This window comes from Allokutzneria albata, assembly GCF_900103775.1.
GTDB classification, from domain to species: Bacteria; Actinomycetota; Actinomycetes; order Mycobacteriales; family Pseudonocardiaceae; genus Allokutzneria; species Allokutzneria albata.
This window is the reverse complement of record NZ_LT629701.1, coordinates 2,246,222-2,262,554: the sequence shown is the minus strand read 5'-3', so window position 1 is coordinate 2,262,554 and position 16,333 is coordinate 2,246,222. Positions and strand designations below refer to the sequence as shown.

13 protein-coding genes and 1 pseudogene are annotated in these 16,333 nt (G+C 69.8%); 11 read left to right on the top strand and 3 right to left on the bottom strand.

The genetic code is table 11. From position 1 onward, the window contains the following. Window positions 1-18: 18 nt before the first annotated feature. The 7 genes and pseudogenes from BLT28_RS10240 to BLT28_RS10210 form a co-directional block, all read left to right on the top strand. Window positions 19-294: an acyl carrier protein gene (locus tag BLT28_RS10240; protein WP_030432861.1), complete on the top strand. Its 276-nt coding sequence runs from the start codon at window positions 19-21 to the stop codon at window positions 292-294. Beyond that, window positions 291-3,815: a non-ribosomal peptide synthetase gene (locus BLT28_RS10235; protein WP_156051692.1), complete on the top strand. Its 3,525-nt coding sequence runs from the start codon at window positions 291-293 to the stop codon at window positions 3,813-3,815. Before BLT28_RS10240 ends, BLT28_RS10235 begins: the two co-directional genes overlap by 4 nt. Beyond that, entirely contained in the window at window positions 3,796-4,812 is a 1,017-nt protein-coding gene (locus tag BLT28_RS10230; RefSeq protein ID WP_030432863.1) for a zinc-binding dehydrogenase, read from the top strand. Before BLT28_RS10235 ends, BLT28_RS10230 begins: the two co-directional genes overlap by 20 nt. Before the next feature lie 10 nt (window positions 4,813-4,822). Continuing rightward, window positions 4,823-6,064: a beta-ketoacyl [acyl carrier protein] synthase domain-containing protein gene (locus tag BLT28_RS10225; protein ID WP_156051694.1), complete on the top strand. Its 1,242-nt coding sequence runs from the start codon at window positions 4,823-4,825 to the stop codon at window positions 6,062-6,064. Between the two features lie 39 nt (window positions 6,065-6,103). Then, a complete protein-coding gene (locus BLT28_RS10220) occupies window positions 6,104-6,559 on the top strand; it encodes a nuclear transport factor 2 family protein (RefSeq protein ID WP_030432865.1) in 456 nt (151 codons plus the stop codon). Window positions 6,560-6,753: 194 nt separating this feature from the next. Then, window positions 6,754-7,638, top strand: a complete 885-nt coding sequence (locus tag BLT28_RS10215; RefSeq protein ID WP_162184931.1) for a helix-turn-helix transcriptional regulator — start codon at window positions 6,754-6,756, stop codon at window positions 7,636-7,638. Between the two features lie 326 nt (window positions 7,639-7,964). Beyond that, window positions 7,965-8,987: pseudogene (locus BLT28_RS10210) on the top strand (DUF222 domain-containing protein); the annotation flags it as partial. Here BLT28_RS10210 and BLT28_RS10205 read toward each other — a convergent pair. After that, window positions 8,984-10,723, bottom strand: a complete 1,740-nt coding sequence (locus BLT28_RS10205; protein WP_052408058.1) for a serine/threonine-protein kinase — start codon at window positions 10,721-10,723, stop codon at window positions 8,984-8,986. The pseudogene BLT28_RS10210 and the gene BLT28_RS10205 sit on opposite strands and share 4 nt — an antisense overlap. A gap of 51 nt (window positions 10,724-10,774) precedes the next feature. On the opposite strand from BLT28_RS10205, the gene coaD reads away from it, so the two are divergent. Continuing rightward, window positions 10,775-11,218 (top strand): pantetheine-phosphate adenylyltransferase, encoded by a 444-nt coding sequence (gene coaD, locus BLT28_RS10200; protein ID WP_081900741.1) that lies wholly within the window; start codon window positions 10,775-10,777, stop codon window positions 11,216-11,218. Between the two features lie 11 nt (window positions 11,219-11,229). Beyond that, window positions 11,230-11,823, top strand: coding sequence for a MarC family protein (locus tag BLT28_RS10195; protein WP_030432870.1), 594 nt, complete (start codon window positions 11,230-11,232; stop codon window positions 11,821-11,823). Between the two features lie 9 nt (window positions 11,824-11,832). On the opposite strand, the gene BLT28_RS10190 is transcribed toward BLT28_RS10195, so the two are convergent. Further along, window positions 11,833-12,810 (bottom strand): helix-turn-helix domain-containing protein, encoded by a 978-nt coding sequence (locus BLT28_RS10190; RefSeq protein WP_030432871.1) that lies wholly within the window; start codon window positions 12,808-12,810, stop codon window positions 11,833-11,835. A gap of 103 nt (window positions 12,811-12,913) precedes the next feature. Here BLT28_RS10190 and BLT28_RS10185 point away from each other — a divergent pair, with 103 nt between their 5' ends. Further along, the gene (locus BLT28_RS10185) at window positions 12,914-13,930 is read left to right on the top strand and encodes a saccharopine dehydrogenase family protein (protein ID WP_030432872.1); all 1,017 of its coding nucleotides are present in this window, start codon (window positions 12,914-12,916) and stop codon (window positions 13,928-13,930) included. A gap of 10 nt (window positions 13,931-13,940) precedes the next feature. Beyond that, the gene (locus tag BLT28_RS10180) at window positions 13,941-15,146 is read left to right on the top strand and encodes an MFS transporter (RefSeq protein WP_231950717.1); all 1,206 of its coding nucleotides are present in this window, start codon (window positions 13,941-13,943) and stop codon (window positions 15,144-15,146) included. A 4-nt stretch (window positions 15,147-15,150) separates the two neighbouring features. Here BLT28_RS10180 and BLT28_RS10175 read toward each other — a convergent pair whose 3' ends face one another. Beyond that, window positions 15,151-16,314 carry an FAD-dependent oxidoreductase gene (locus tag BLT28_RS10175; RefSeq protein WP_231950715.1) on the bottom strand — a complete coding sequence of 388 codons (1,164 nt, stop codon included), beginning with the start codon at window positions 16,312-16,314 and terminating at the stop codon, window positions 15,151-15,153. Window positions 16,315-16,333: the final 19 nt, after the last annotated feature.

The following is a 16,333-nucleotide window of genomic DNA, read 5'->3' as shown; positions in this document are numbered from 1 at the left end:
CGTACGAAGGGAACTGCCATGACGATCGGAACCGACCGGACGTTGGAGGACGACGTCAGGGACATCCTGGTCTTCGACGTCTACGTGGAGGCCTCGGCCGAGGAGATCGGGCTCGACGACGGCCTGCGCGACACCCTCGGACTGGACTCGCTGGGGTTCGTCGAGCTGCGCGCCCAGTGCGAGCAGCGGTTCGGCGTGAAGATCACCGACGCCGACTTCACCCAGGTCCACTTCCGGTCCGTGCGGACCGTCGCCGACCTCGTCCGCAAGCTGCGGGGCGGGCAGCAGCGTTGACGTCCGCACCGATGGGGCAGAGCGCACCGGCCTCGGTCGAGCAGAGCGAAGTGTGGCTGGCCTGCCAGCGTGAGCCGGAGTCCGGCCGCTACAACATCACCGTCGACGTCGAGTTCACCCCCGCCGTCGACGTGGCTGCCTTGCGCGGGGCCTTCGCCGACGTGGTGCGCGCCAACCCGACGTTGCGCAGCCGCTTCGACACCGTCGACGGCCGGCTCACCCGCGTGGTCGAGGCCGATCCGCCGCCGGCCTTCCTGGAGGAGCGCTCCGCCGATCCCTACGACCGCGAAGCCGCACAGCGGTGGGCGGTTCTCGTCGGACGCGCGCCCCTCGACCTCACGGTCGCCCCGGCTGTCCGCGCCGCGCTGTTCGTGGCCGAAGGCGGGGCGCTGCTGGCGGTCACGATGCACCACATCATCTCCGACGGCTGGTCCGTCGACGTCTTCACCCGTGAGCTGGTCGCCGCCTATCGCGCCCGGCTGGCCGGGGAATCCTTGCCCGTCAAGGAAGAAGTGCCGATCGAGTCGGAGCCGGGCAGCGAGAGCTACTGGGCGGACCTGCTCGACGAGGCCCCGTCTCCTTTGGTGCCGTTGCACGATCTGACCTCCGAGGACGGCTTGCCGGGTGAGTCGGCCTCCTTCGAACTGGCGCTGCCCGCGGACGTCGTCGCGTCGGTGCGCGCGGTGGCGAAGGCCGAGTACAGCTCTCCGGCTGTGGTCCTGCTCAGCGGCTGGTCGATCCTGTTGCACGCGTGGAGCGGTCGCGCCGAGGGCACCTTCGGCATGGTCTTCGCCGGACGCGAGCCCGGCACCGAGGATCTGATCGACCTGCGCAGCCGCGTGCTGCCGATGCGCGACAGGCTCGACCCGGAGCGGTCGTTCCGCGATGTGCTCGCCGCGCTGCGCGATCAACTCCTTGACTCGCTGGAGCACTCCGCGCTGCCCGTTGAGCGGTTGCAGCACGTGGAGCGCACGGTGTTCATGCACACCCCCGCACCCGCGGACGCCTGGCCGGTCGGCGAGACCACGATCCGTCGTCTCGAACACCTCACGGACACGACGAAGTACGAGTTCTCGCTGAATGTCCTTGAGGGCGCCGACGACATGCGGCTGCTCTTCTACTACGACGCAGCGCGCTACCGCGCGAACTCGGTGCAGCTGTTCGCCGAGCAGCTTCGGGATCTCCTCACCGCCGCGACCGCCGATCCGGCGATGTCCTGCGGTGACCTGCTCGTCGCCTGCTCCGACCATCCGTCCACTATGGACTTGGACGCTCCGTCGCAGCTGATCCCGGACATGGTGCTTGAGTGCGCGTCAGAGCAGCCGAACGCGGTCGCGGTCCGACACGGCGACGACACGATCACCTACGGCGAACTCGTCGACCGAGCATGCGCGACCGCCAACTGGTTGCGGGACAACGGAGTGCGCGAAGGCGACATCGTCGCCCTGCTGCTGCCGCCCGGCATCGACCCGCCTGTGTTCTGGCTGGGCACGGTGCTGGCGGGCGCCGCGTACCTCCCGCTCGACCCCGCCTACCCCGCAGCTCAGCTCCAGCTGATCGTCGACGATGCCAAGCCCCCGGTGCTCGTTGTCGATCCGGCGTGGGCGGGCGAGGTCACGCTGGCCAGCGGCACCGTAATCTCCGTTGCCGACTTGCTCGCACAGGCGCCGATGGGTGGTGAGCCGCCCGAGATCGAGCGTGACGGCGAGTCCACCTTCTGCGTGCTGTACACCTCCGGCACCACCGGCCGCCCCAAGGGAGTTGTCGTCCCGCACCGGGGAATGGCGCGGCTGATGGCACAGCCCGAGTTCATCCCGTTGAACGACTCGGACGTTGTGGCCCAGTTGTGCCCGTTGAACTTCGACGGTGCCGCGTACGAGGTGTGGGGCGCCTTGGCGCACGGCGCGCAGCTGGTCGTCTTCGACAAGCACCTCGTGCTCGACCCGCGTGCGATGCGCGCGATCGTCCGCGAGCGCGGTGTGACCACGCTGCTCGTGACGACGCCGCTGCTCAACCGGATCATCGAGGACGCGCCGGACCTGTTGCAGTCGCTGCGTCGCGTGTACTTCGGCGGTGAGCTGATCTCCGTGCCGCACATGCGCCGCGCGCTGAACTGGTGCCGCCCCGGCGTGTTGCTGCACAGCTACGGCCCCACGGAGAACTCGTTCACCTCCACGTGGTTCCCGATCACCGAAGTCGACCCGAAGGCGCGGACGCTGCCGATCGGCGACCCGGTTCCGGGTACTGAGGTCTACGTCGTGCAGGAGGGCACCACGCGCCCGGCCCCGCGCGGAGTGGCGGGGGAGCTGCTGCTCGGCGGTACCGGGTTGGCCCACGGCTACCTCAACGATCCCGAGCTGACCGCGGCGCGCTTCGTCCCGAACCCGTTCTCCGCCGATGAGCGGGCGCGGCTGTACCGCACCGGCGATCGTGTGCGCTGGACCGCGGACGGGTTGCTGGAGTTCATCGGCCGCACCGACAACCAGGTGAAGATCCGCAGCCAACGGGTCGAGCTCGGCGAGGTCGAGGCCGTCGTGGACGCCCACCCCGCGGTGCGCTCGGTGTTCGTCACGGTGCGCCGCAACCAGCGCGACGAGAAGGAGATCGTGGCGTACGTGGTTGCTGAGCGGGCGACGTCGGAGTCCGAGCTGCGGCAGCACGCCCAGGCCAGGCTGCCGGGCTTCGCCGTGCCGCGGCACATCGTGGTGCTCGACGAACTTCCGCTGACCCCGACCGGCAAGATCGACCGACGCAGGCTGCCCGACCCGGAGCGCGTGGTGGTCACGGCGGCGCCCAGTACGGACGCGATCGCGGGCGTCCGCGCCGCGTGGCGGGCGGTGCTGGGGCAGGAGTCCTTCGGGCACGACCAGAACTTCTTCGACGCCGGAGGCCATTCGCTGCTGCTGGTGCGGCTCCAGGACGAGCTGCGCGTCGCGACCGGCGTGACGCTGTCGATCATGGACCTGATGCGGCACGCGACCGTCCGCGAGCAGTCGAATCTCCTCGCCGGGCAAGCGACCTCGCCAGGCACCGCACCTGTGGTGGCACGTGCGCGTACCACCGTTGTGGTGCCGCGCGCGGTCTCGTCGGCCGACACGGAGAAGCCGCAGGTCATCGCGCTGTCGGCGAGCACGGGCGAGATGCTTGCCGCGGCCCGGCTGCGCCTCGCCGAGCACCTGCGCACCACACCCGGTCTGGCGCTCGACGACGTGGCGCACACCCTCGACGTGGGCCGGGAGCCGTTGCCGCACCGCTTCGCCGTGGTCGCCGCCGACCTAGAGGAGGCCGTGCGCGGACTCGTCGGCGAGCCCGGCGCGCGGGTGTTCCTCGGCGAAGCCGTCGCGCCCCCGCCCGCGGCTGCCGAGCACGACTCGCTGGACAGCGTCGCCGAAGCGTGGTGCCGGGGCGCCGAAGTGCGCCTCACCCCGGCCGGGCGCGGGCGCCGGATTCGCCTGCCCGGCCACCCGATGGCCTGGGCGGTCCTGAAGATGAGAGGTCAGAATGTCGCAACTGCGCGGTGAAGCCGCGATCCTCGTGGGCCCCGGCCGCCTCGAGGTGGAGGAAGTCCCGGTCCGCGAGCTGGCCGACGGCGAAGTCCTCGTGCGCAACACGGTCGGCGCCATCTGCGGCAGCGACGTGCACCGCGTGCGGGCCGAGTCGCCGTTCTTCCGGGACATGAACGACCACCCCTTCCCGTGCCCGCCGGGCTACCCCGGGCACGAAGGCCTCGGCGAGGTGTTGGAGAGCCGGTCGCCGAAGTTCCGCCCCGGCGAGATCGTGCTGACGGTGCCGAACCACGCGTACATGGCCTCCTTCGCGAAGTACCAGACCATTTCCGACCAGTTCCTGCTGCACGTGCCGTCCGACGGCTCGCCCATGCACTACCTCATGGCGCAGCAGCTCGGCACGGTCGTCTACGCGCTCAAGAAGTTCTGGCCCGAACCCACCCCCGGGCGCAGCGCCGCGGTTGTCGGTGTCGGCTCGGCGGGCATGCTCTTCGTGCAGATGCTCAAGCACCGCGGCTTCGAGCGCGTCGTCGCGGTCGACCTCGACCCGGGCCGGCTCGCCCTGGCGCGCAAGCTCGGCGCGGACGAGACGGTTCTCGTGCCTGACCAGTCCGTGTCGGTGCTCGACCCCGCAAGCGGGTCTCCGGTCGAGAACTTCGACGTGGAGTTGGCGATCGAGGCGGCGGGGACGGACTCCGCGCGCGACTACGCGATGGCGATGGTGGGGCTGCGCGGACGGCTGGGCTTCTTCGGCATGCCGGAGGCGCACGGGATGCAGGTGCCCTACGCGTCGCTGTTCGGCAAGCAGATCACCCTCGCCACCGCGGTCGGCGCGCAGCTCGAACCGAACCTCGCGTCCTTCCGCGAGTCGCTCGAACTGATCGTGGCCGACGAGATCGCGGTCAAGGACCACATCACGCACACCTTCGACCTCAAGCGGATCGACGAGGCCTTCGAGCTGGCGCACTCCCGCGCCGACGGCGTGGTCAAGGTCGGCATCACCTACGACTGAGGGGACCGCCGTGACTGCTGTGACTGCTGTGTCGGAAGACGCCGTCGCGATCATCGGGATGGGCGGGCGCTTCGCCGGATCCCCCGACGTGCCGGCGTTCTGGGACAACCTGGTCGCGGGGCGGGACTGCCTGAACCGCGATCCCGTTCCGAAGGTGGAGGACCTGGGGGAGGGCACCCTCCGCGTGCACTCCTGGGGAACAGCGCCGGACCGGGACCGCTACGACGCCGACCTGGTCGGGCTGGACGGCTTGGACCCGCAGCACGGCATCCTCTACGAGGCGTGCTGGCAGGCGGTGGAGGACGCGAGCCTGCGGATCTCCGCCATCGGGCCGAGGACCGCGGTCTACGCGGGATGCGCGCGCACCAAGCACATCCCGCGCGCGGCCTTCGACGAGGTGGCCAACGTCGACCCGACGTTCGCGGGGCCGCACTTCTCGTACCTGCGCAACCTGTGGGGCGAGAGCATCATGATCGACTCCGCGTGCGCCACGTCCACGGTCGCGGTGCACCTGGCCTGCCAGAGCCTGCGGCTGCGCGCCTGCGACTACGCGATCGCGGGCGCGGTGGCCATCCAGGACGACAACGACGGCTCGTACCTCCGGCCGCCGCGCAGCATCAACTCCACCGAGGGGATCTGCCGACCCTTCGACCGGGCGAGCACCGGGGTGGTGCCGGGTGACGGTGCGGGCGCTGTGCTGCTGCGGCGGCTGTCCGACGCCCTTGCCGACGGCGACCCGGTCCACGCCGTGATCACCGCGAGCGTGGTGGACAACGACGGCAGGACCAAACCGGGCTTCACCGTCCCCGGCGTCGACGGCAAGGTCCGGGTGGTCCGCTCCGCGCTGGCCATGGCCGGGCTGACCGGGGCGGACATCGGCTACGTCGAGGCGCACGGCGTGGGCATCCCGATGAACGACCAGATCGAGGCCACCGCGCTGACCGAGGCCCTGGGCACCGGGGGCCCGCCGGTCGCGGTCGGCTCGGTGAAGGCCACGGTCGGCCACTGCGACACCGCGGCGGGCATGGCCGGGCTGATCAAGACCGCGCTGGCGCTGCGCGAGGGCTTCCTGCCCGCGACGCCCAACACCGCCGATCCGATCGACGAGATCGCCAAGGCCGACCGCTTCCACATCCTGCCGGAGGGCCGCCCGTGGCCCGAGGGCGAGCGGCCGCGCCGGGCGGGGCTGATGTCCGCGGGCATCGGCGGCACCAACGCGTTCCTGATCCTGGAACAGCCCCCGCTTTTCTGAGGCGTTGTTCTGTTTTGTCCGTTTTATCGAGGAGTTTCCGTGTCACAATCCCTTCAGGCTTCCCCGCGGGTCAGTGCCGATCTCTACGTGGAGGTGATGACCTTTTATGCGCGGCAGATGCGGTTGCTCGACGAGCTTGATATCGACCGATTCGTGCAGACCTTCACCGAGGACGGCTCGGTGGCGCACCCGCACCGCGCCGAGGAGGTCCGAGGCCGGGCCGACATGCGGGTCAAGATGGGCAGGGCGCTGCCCGAGTACGTCGACGTGGTCACCCGGCACTGGTTCGACCACTTCCTGCTCGACCACGACGGCGACGAGCTGCAGGTGACCTACTACTCCCTGGTCACGGAGGCGGACATGGACGGGGCGGTGCGGCTGAAGACCTCCTCGGCGGTCGAGGACGTGCTGGTCCGGGAGGACGACGGGCAGCTGCGCATCCGGGCACGGGTCATCCGTCGCGACACGCCGGAAGCGGTCCGTCCGAGGGGCTGAAGCCCGCCCGGTCAAGGACTGTCGAAGCAGGGGCCGCGCGGGTTCCGCCGTGAAGAACCTGATGTGCCCAGATCAGCCGGGTGGCGGCGAAAGCCGAGATGAAGTCAATACCCTTCACTGTCGTCGAATTTTATCGTGGTTTGCTGATTTGTTCTGTGGTATCCGCTTCGGCGAACGGTATTAGAGTGGATTTCGTGAATCCAGTCGATCGGCAGCGGCGGCGCGCGTTGGGCGAGTTCCTGCGGATGGCCCGGTCCCGGGTGGACCCGGCCACCGCGGGCTTCCAGGTGGGGCGGCGGCGCACGCCCGGGCTACGCCGCGAGGAGGTCGCCCAGCTCGCCAACGTCTCGGCCACCTGGTACACGTGGCTCGAACAGGGCCGGGACATCCAGCCCTCGGAGCAGGTGCTGGTCGCGCTGGCGAACGCCCTGCGGCTGAAGAAGAGCGAGCGCGACTACGTCTTCGGGCTGGGCAGGCGCTCCGCCCCGGCGATCGCCGCGCTCTCCCCGCAGGCGCCGACCGCGGAACCCGCCCCGCGGCAGCTGGAGACGGCGCTGCAGGAGTTGATCGCGGCGATGTGGATCCCCACCTACATCACCGACCGCCGGTGGAACATCCTTGCCTACAACCGGGCCGCGGACGCCTTCTTCGGGCTGGACCGGCTGGACGACCGCAACCTGCTGCGCGCGCTGTTCACCCACCCCCGCGCGCAAACGTTTCTCCTCGACTGGGCCGACTCGGCGCGCAGGCTGGTCTGCCAGTTCCGGGCGATGTACTCCTTCTGCTCCCACGACCAGGAGTTCCTGGACCTGGTCACCGAACTGTGCGCGGCCTCGCCCGACTTCGACCGCTGGTGGCACGAGTACCAGGTGGAGACCAACCCCTCGACGCGGCACCGGTTCCGGCACCCGGTCGCCGGTGACATCACCCTGGACTCGGTGCCACTGCGCAGTTTCAGCGACTCGGACTTCTTCGTCGCCACGTACGTGCCGGTCGGGGCCGGGGCCAGGAAGGCGTTGCGGGGACTGCTCTCCTGGGACCACGCGATACCGGAGCAGTACGACCGCACCGCTTCGTAGGCTCCTGTGTTTCGAGCGTGGGGTCTGCTTGACTTGGGGTCCTCGCACGAGCGTGTGGCACGCGCACCCCAGGTAAAGCCGACCGTCCCAGCCTTCCCTCGCGCCAGCTGGAACCGGCATTCGTTTGCTGAAACCGTTGGGGCGTAAGGGAAAAGTTCACTCCGTAGAGCCATGATCCACTATTTGCAGACGCCAAAATAGGAGTATGGCCCCTGCCGATATCGAAGACGACCTCGTCGCCGCCTACGCAGCTATCGGTAAGGCCGTCGCGGACTTCGCCTCAACGCTCATGAAGCTCTACAACGACCTCGACCCCGAAGTGCAGCAATGTCCTCATGCCCCTGCTGCGTGTCTCCCAGGTCAAGGGCAACAAACTGATCGACCGCGCCATGTCGCTGGTGGAGCACCCGGTGGTGTTGGAAGCGTTGTCGGAGGGGCGGATCGATGAGGGCAAGGCGTTGATGATCATTGATCAGATCAGCGTCCTCGACGCGGCCAACCAGGCCATCGCCGAGCCGGTGTTGATCGCGTATGCGGCGTCGCACAACTACACCGCCTCTCAACGGTATGCCCGGCGGTTCATCCTCAAGCTGGATGCCGAGGCGGCGTTGCGGCGTCATGAGGAGAAGCGGAATCAGCGGTTGGTGGAGAAGTTCAACCTCGACGACGGCATGTGTTCCTTGCGTGTCGTGCTGCCCGCCCTCGACGCGGCCTTGGCCTTCGATCGCATCGACCGGATCGCCCGCGCGTTGCCGAAGGATGACCGAACCCTCGACCAAAAGCGATCCGATGTGGCCGCGGATCTGTTGATGGGCAAGGACACCCGGGCCCCGCAGGGCGAGGTGTGCGTGAACCTCACGATGCCGATCACCAACGTCCTCGGCTTGACCACAGACCCGGTCATGCTGGCCGGATACGGGCCCCTGCCTGCTCCGATCGTGGCGGATGTCGCGGCGAATGGGATCTGGAAGCGCATCCTGACCGACCCGGTGACGGGGATGGCCGAGCACATCACCACCTACCGGCCCACCCCGGCGCAGCGGGAGTTGATCAACGCCCGGTATCCGACGTGCACGATGGTCGGCTGCAACCAACCGGCGCACCGCTGCGACCTGGATCATTGTTGCCCGTTCGATGGCAGCAACACCACGGTCGCGAATCTGCGGCCGAAGTGCAGGCATCACCATCGGATGAAGACCCACTCCAGCTGGACGTGCGAGAACCGGGCGGACGGGACGCATGCGTGGACTACGCCGAGTGGCAAGGTGATCGAGACCGAACTCGAACCCATCGCCGAACCCGCACCGTTCTGGGAAAGTCCTGCTTGCAGGACACGCGCAAGGCGCTAGCGGTGCAGGTTGGTCGCCGCTGTGGTGGCCAACCGCTCTGCCTCCGGGCACAGTTCCGGACCCTGGCGGTCGCCCCGGACGGTCAGCCGCATCACGTCGACGTGGGCGCGCGCGGTGGTCGAGTTCCGCGGCCGGTACGGCACCTGCACCGTGCACGTCTGACCGGAGTGCGTGTCGAGTTCCACGTATGCCTCGTGGCCGCCGAGGCGCTTCGCCCGGCCCTTGATCGAGTCCATCGCGGCGTGCTGGTCGTAGCGCAGGTGCACCTCGGTCCTGGTGACCGCGGTGAACCACTTGCACGACCAGTCCCCGAACACGTCCACCCCGGGGTTCATCCCCTCCAGGTGGGCCAGCGCGGAGGCGGGCAGCAGCTCGCACGCGTTCACCCGCGCCAGCGAGTCGGGCGGGAAGTCCTTGGCGCGCCGGGGGATCGGACCCTGCTTGAGGACTTCGCGCACGGTCTCCACGGCGACGTCGGCGACCTCGCACAGATTCCTGGGGGAGTTGGGCAGCTTCGCCGACACCCGCACGCCGTAGGTCTCGTCCACCCGCACCAGACGGTTGCACTCGGTCTCGTCCGACGGTGCCTCCAGGACGTCGAACGGGTTCCCGGCGATGACGCGCCATTCCTTCTGCCCGGTCTGCGACGCCCGCTTGACCAGCTGCACCTCGACGTCCAGCTTCTCCTCCCGGCCGACGTCGACGAGGACGTCGCAGCGGTTGAAGTTGCCGTAGTTCGTCTTCATCTCCGGCGGTCCGAAATCGCGGAAGACCGAGAGCTTGACCAGCGAGCACGGGTCGGCCGTGCGCTCCTCGCCGATCAGGCCCGTGACCGCGGTCGGCGCCGAGTTGCTCTGTGTCGCAAGGAAAACCGCCGCTGTTGCGATGACGACGGCCGCGGCGAGGAGAACCGGCCGCCGCCGCGCCAACGGAACCCGAGGGGCTTGCGGGGCCGCGGGCTCCCAGTCGCCGACGATCTCCCGGAGCCGCTGCCGCACCTCGTCGGCGTTCGGCCGCTTCCTCGGGTTGCGCTCAAGCATCCGCGTGATCACCTCGGCCAGCGGGCCCGAGGCGGCCATCGGCTCGGTCCGGCCCTCGCGGGCGCGCGCCAGCACCACGGCGGCCTCGCCCTTGCCGAACGGCGGAGTGCCTTCCAACGCGGCGAACAGCGTCGCGCCGAGCGAGAACACGTCCGAGGCCGCCGTGGCCGCGCGGCCCGCCGCCACCTCGGGTGCCATGAAGGCCGGTGTTCCGGTGATCCGCCCGTCGTCGGTCCCGGTCACCTCGCACCAGATCGAGATGCCGAAGTCGGTCAGCTTCGCCAGATCGTCCCCGGTGACCAGGATGTTGCCCGGCTTGACGTCCCGGTGCACGATCTTCTTGGCGTGCACGGCCGCCAGCGCCGCGGCGATCTGCACGCCGATCCGCGCCACCCGGAGCGGCGGCAGCGTCCCGTGCTCGGCGAGGATCTTGTCGAGGCTGTCGGTCGGCAGGTGCTCCATCACCAGCCAGCACTCGTCGCCGTCGATCGTGTCGAACACCGAGATCGCGTTGGGGTGCTGCACCTGGGCGGCGTTCTCCGCCTCCCGCCGGAACTGCGCGCGGTCGGCTGCGCCGGCCATCGTGTGCGGGCGCTTGAGCGCGACCATGCGCTTGAGCTTGCGGTCGAACGCGGTCCAGACGAGCCCGCCCGCGCCGCCACCCCTGGCGTCTTCGAGCTGGTAACGCCCGCCCACTAAGTCACCCGTGCGCACTCTGCGTACCTTAGCCGTCACTATGCTCACCTCGTGAGGGAGCAAGCGACGCTGGCGGTGTGCGCGGGTTCGTTCGACCCCGTGACCCCCGGGCACCTCGACGTGATCATCCGTGCCGCCGGGCTGTTCGACCGGGTGATCGCGCTGGTCGCGGTGAACCCGGCCAAGGAGGGGCGGCACCCGATTCCCCGGCGCGTGGCCATGCTGCGCGAGGAGCTGAGCCATCCCCGGGTCACCGTCGACTCCTGGGACGGGCTGCTCGTCGACTACTGCCGGAAGGTCGGCGCGGACGTGCTCGTGCGCGGCGTCCGCACGCACGCCGACGTGGCCCAGGAGCTGAGCATGGCGGAGATGAACCTCGCCGTCGCCGGCGTCCGCACGGTCTTCCTGCCCACCTCGCCGGGGCTGGGGCACGTGTCGTCGACGCTGGTCACGGAGCTGGGGGACTCCGATGGCGGAGCGGCCGCCCCGGCTTGATCATTGCCGCCATGACCTTTGTCGAGGCGTTCAGCATTCTCGTCGCCGTCGTCGGCCCGCCGAAGATCCTGCTGGCGTTCGTCAGCGACACCGAGCACGCCGACTCCCGGCGCCGCTGGCGCGTCGCGCTGACCACCACGGCGATCGCGCTCGGCACCGGCCTGTTCGTGATCGTGGCCGGGCGGCTGCTCGTCCAGGTGTTCCACATCAGCGGCGGCGCGCTCGTGCTGGCGAGCGGGGTGATCCTGTTCGTGCACGCGCTCGACCTGGTTCTCGACCGCAAGCAGGAGCCGCACGTCGACCGCACCGGCGGCACGCACGAGCTGGCCACCGCGTACTACGCCAACCCCGTCGCGGTGGCCTACCTGTTCCTGATGGCCGACGCGAGCACCCTGCCGTCGAGCTTCGTCCTCGCCGGGGCCTACTCCGCCGTCATCGCGCTCGACCTCGTGGCGATCCTGGTGCTCGGCATCCTGCTGCGCTACGTGAAGATGACCTACACCTGGGTGCTCGTGCGCATCCTCGGCGTGCTCCTCGCCGCGCTCGGCGTCGACCTGATCATCAACGGCCTCGAACAGCTCCAGATCATCGGCGAGGTCAAGTGACCGTGTCGGTCAGCTGGCGATGCGCGCGGCGTCGGCGCGCTCGTGGAAGGACCTGCGGTACGTGGTCGGTGACACCCCGACGATCCTGGCGAAGTGCGCGCGCAGGCTGGCCGCCCCGCCGAACCCGCACGTGTCGGCGATCCAGCCGACGGGCCGGTCGCTGGTCTCCAGGAACTGCTGGGCCCGCCGCACGCGTTGCTGCAACAACCACTGCAACGGCGACATCCCGAGCGCTTCGGCGAACCTGCGCTCGACCGTGCGCACGCTGACGTTGGCCCGTGCGGCCAGGTCGGCGTTGGACAGCGGCAGGTGCAGGTGCTCGTCGGTCCAGGCCAGCAACGGGGCCAGCCAGTCCTCGCGGATCGCCGGAGCTGCCGGGCGGTGGTACTGGGACTGCCCGCCGTCGCGGTGCGGAGGGGTGACCAGGCGGCGTGCCAGCTCAGCCGCGACCGCCGCGCCGTGATCGATGCGCACCACGTGCAGGCAGGCGTCGATCCCGGCCACCGTCCCGGCCGAGGTGATCACGTTCGCGTCTTCGACGTAGAGCACGGTCGGGTCGACGCGGACCGCCGGATAGCGCCGGCTCAGCTCGTCCGCGTGCAACCAGTGCGTGGTGGCCCGGCGCCCGTCGAGCACCCCGGCCGCGGCGAGGACGAAGGCACCGGAGCAGATCGACAGGATGCGGATGCCGCGCTCGTGGGCTTCCCGGACCACCCCCACCAGCTGCGCCGGTGGGGCGTCGTGCACGTTCTCGCAGGCCGGGACGACGAGCGTGTCCGTCGAGTCGAGGTCCCACCCGTCATCGGCAGGGCCGAGGGCGAACCCCGGGCTCAGCCGCACCGGCCCGGGCCCGACCGGCACGACGGAGAACCGGTACCACGGATCGGCCAGGTGCGGCCGGTCCACGCCGAAGACCTGGCACGGCACCGCCGCCTCGAAGATCGGCATGCCCTCGGTGACGGCCATGACGACGCGATGGGGACGCATGACGCGAACCTAGCGCACGGTGACGCCCTGAACGGTGTTCCTCCAGGTCTCTGACCAGCAACATTCTCGTCATCACAGACAGGTCCACGACAGAGGAGAAGCGATGACGAAGCCGGTGATCGCGGTGTTCGGCGCCTACGGGCACACCGCCCGGTTCGTGACGGCGGAGCTGCTGGAGCGCGGGTGGACGCCGATCCTGTCCGGGCGCGACGCGGCGAAGCTGACCGAGGTGGCCGGTGACCTGGAGGCGCGGGTCGCCACCGCCGACGATCCGGCCTCGCTGGACCGCGCGCTGGCGGGTGCCGACGCGGTGATCAACTGCGCCGGGCCGTTCGCGGAGACCGCGCCGCCACTGATCGAGGCCGCGCTGCGCGCCGGAATCCACTACCTCGACGTCACCGGCGAGACCCTGGTCGCGATCGACACCTTCACGACCTACCGGGAAGACCCGCGGGTCAAGGCGGCGGGCATCGTCATCGCGCCGGTGATGGCGTTCTACGGAGCACTCGGCGACCTGCTCGCCACCGCCGCGATGGGGGACTGGTCGACCGCCGACGAGGTCTCGGTCGCGGTCGCCCTCGACAGCTGGCACCCGACTCGCGGGACCCTGCTCGCGGGCGCGCGGCGGGCCGGGCGGCGAGTCGTGTTCGCCGACAACCACCTGAGCGTCGTCCCCGGGGACGTGCCGCAGCCGAAGTCGACGTGGACGTTCCCCGAACCGTTCGGGACCCAGGAGGTCGTGGGGGAGTTCTCCACCACCGACGTGATCACCATCGCCCAGCACCTCGATGCGCCGCGCATCAACACCTACGTGAACACCGCGCCGCTGAAGGACCTCAGCGCCCCGTCGCCCGAGGCACCCAAGGCGGCCGACGCCAGCGGTCGCTCCGCCCAGATCTTCGTGGTCGACGTCGTCGTGCGGCGCGGCGACGAGGAGCGGCGGGTGTCCGCGCGCGGTCGCGACATCTACGCCTTCACCGCGCCGATCGTGATCGAGGCCGCATCGCGGATCCTGTCCGGTGACGCGCGGATGACAGGTACCGTCACCGCCGGGGAGCTTTTCGACGCCGAGTCCTTCCTGCGGTCGTTGCCGCTGGAGGACCTGTCGCTAGGGGGATGACAGCATTCGCGTGATCGACCAGCCGGGGTTCGCCCGGTTCTGGGCAGCCGACACGGTGTCGCTGGTCGGGACGTATGTGACCACGCTGGCCCTTCAGGTGCTCGCCGTCGTGCACCTGAACGCCAGCGCGACGGAACTCGGCGTGCTCGGCGCCGCGCGCTGGGTGCCGTACCTGGTGTTCGGACTGTTCGCCGGAGTACTGGTGGACCGGTGGCGCCGTCGCCCGCTCCTCGTCGGAACGGATCTCGCCCGAGCCGTGGTGCTCGGGCTGATCCCGTCGCTGGGCATGGCGGGGCTGCTCGACATGCCGACGCTCGTCGTTCTGGTGACCGTGTTCGGGGCGCTGTCGCTGATCTACGACGCGGCGCACCAGTCCTTCCTGCCGCAGCTCGTCCCCACGGCGCTGCTCACCACCGCCAATGCGCGGATGGAACAGACCAGGGCGGTGGCACAATCCGCGGGACCCATGCTCGCCGGTTGGCTGGTCAAAGTGGTCGGTGCCCCCGTGGCGATCGTGGTCGACGCGGTCTCCTACCTCGTTTCCGGGCTTGTGCTCGCCACGTTGCGCACGCAAGAACGGTTCGAACCCGCCGAGTCCCGTGACCTCCGCCGCGAGGTGCGGGAGGGACTGTCGTGGGTGTACCGGCACCCGACGCTCTCCCCGCTCACGGTCACGTCGCATGTGTGGTTCCTGTGCACCGGCATGGTCAGCACCGTCTCGACGTTCTTCGTGCTCGACGAGCTCGGCTTCGACGCGGTCGCACTCGGCACCACCTATGCACTGGGAGGTGTCGGCGGTCTCCTCGGCGCGTCGTTGTCCGACCGAGCCGGTCGACTGCTGGGAGTCGCCCCCGTCCTCGTCATCGGTCGCTGGCTCACCCCGGTGGCGTACGCGCTGATCCCGATGGCGACGAACGGGACCACCGGCCTGGTCCTGCTCTGCGCCGCCCAGTTCCTCTTCGGGTTCTCCCTCGGCTTGGACGGGCCGGTGGAGATGGGCTACCGGCAGACCGTGACCCCGGAACGGTTGCTGGGCCGTGCGAACGCGACGATGCGCTCGCTGAACCGGGGCATGATCGTGATCGGTGCGCCACTGGGCGGAGCGCTGGCCGACGCACTGGGGAACCGGACCGTGCTGTGGATCGCCGTCGTCGGCCTGGTCGGTCAGGCGATCGCCTTCTCCCGCACGCTCAACCGTCCACAGTGGAAGGTGTGAGCTCTCACCGGTTCGCGCGTTCGACGGAGCGCCGGACGAGGCCGCGCAGCCCGGGCAGCCGGATGGCGCGGATCATCAGGTCGTTCGCGAACACGTGCGCCTTCGTCGGCGGTGCGAACTGGCTCATTCCCCTGCGTGCCAACGCTTGCCGCTTGGCGACCTCCGGGCGGAGCTGAGCCTGCCAGCGAGTCAGCGCCGCCGGGATGTCGTTGTCCGCCAAGGCGACGCCGAGCTGATCCGCTCCGCTGAGCGCGAGGGCCGCGCCGTAACCGGCGAACAACGTCACGCACCAGGCGGAATCACCGAGCAGCACGACCCGGCCCCGGCTCCAGGTGTCCATCACGACCTGGCTGACGGAGTCGAAGTACGCACCGCTCGGGTTCGCCGCCAGCTGGCGAAGCGCGTCGGGCACGCCGCCGCCCAGATCCCCGAAAGCGTCGGAGAGGGCCTGCGCAGGTCCCTTCGCCAGTTCAGCCGGATCGGCGCTGCGGTAGGTGAAGAACGCCGAAGAGCGCTCGGGACCGAGGTTCATCACCGCCGCCGTGCGCCCCGGGCCGATGAACGTGGTGCCAGCACCTTCCGGCACATCCTGCGGAACCCGGTCGAGCGGGAAGGCCCCCACCAAGTGGTGCATGTCTGCGCGGAACTCGGATTCCGGGCCGAACACGACCTCGCGCACGCCGGAGTGCAGGCCATCGGCCCCGACGAGAAGATCGGCGCGAACGGACGTGCCGTCGCTGAGCCCCACCTCGACGCCGTCAGCGTCCTGGGCGACAGCGCGCACTGTCGTGCCGAACCGGATCTCGACGTGCTCGTGCACAGCCTCGTACAGCACGGATTCCAGGTCGCCGCGGAACACGGTGAGCGCCCGCGATCCCACCGCCGCCTGCGCGAGCGCGGCGGGCACCGTGAACTTCTTCCTGCCATCGGCCTTCACCAGGATCGAGGTGAACATCCCCAGATCCCGGGGGGCGAGCGCGGGCAGCAAGCCCAGGTGCTCCACCGCGTCGTAGCCCTGCCCGACCAGGTTCACCATGTAGCCACTGCTGCGGCGGCCCGGGGCGCGCTCGACCACGAGCACCTGCCAGCCGGACCGGTGCAGCCGCAGTGCCGTGGCCAACCCGGCGATCCCGGCGCCCGCGACGACCGCTCGCCTGTCTTCCGTCACTGTCGCTCCTCCAAGTATG

Bases quoted from the DNA above. Each gene is read 5' to 3' on its own strand.
- BLT28_RS10240 (WP_030432861.1), top strand. From the start codon at position 19: ATGACGATCGGAACCGACCGGACGTTGGAGGACGACGTCAGGGACATC.
- BLT28_RS10230 (WP_030432863.1), top strand. From the start codon at position 3,796: ATGTCGCAACTGCGCGGTGAAGCCGCGATCCTCGTGGGCCCCGGCCGC.
- BLT28_RS10195 (WP_030432870.1), top strand. From the start codon at position 11,230: ATGACCTTTGTCGAGGCGTTCAGCATTCTCGTCGCCGTCGTCGGCCCG.
- BLT28_RS10190 (WP_030432871.1), bottom strand. From the start codon at position 12,810: ATGCGTCCCCATCGCGTCGTCATGGCCGTCACCGAGGGCATGCCGATC.
- BLT28_RS10185 (WP_030432872.1), top strand. From the start codon at position 12,914: ATGACGAAGCCGGTGATCGCGGTGTTCGGCGCCTACGGGCACACCGCC.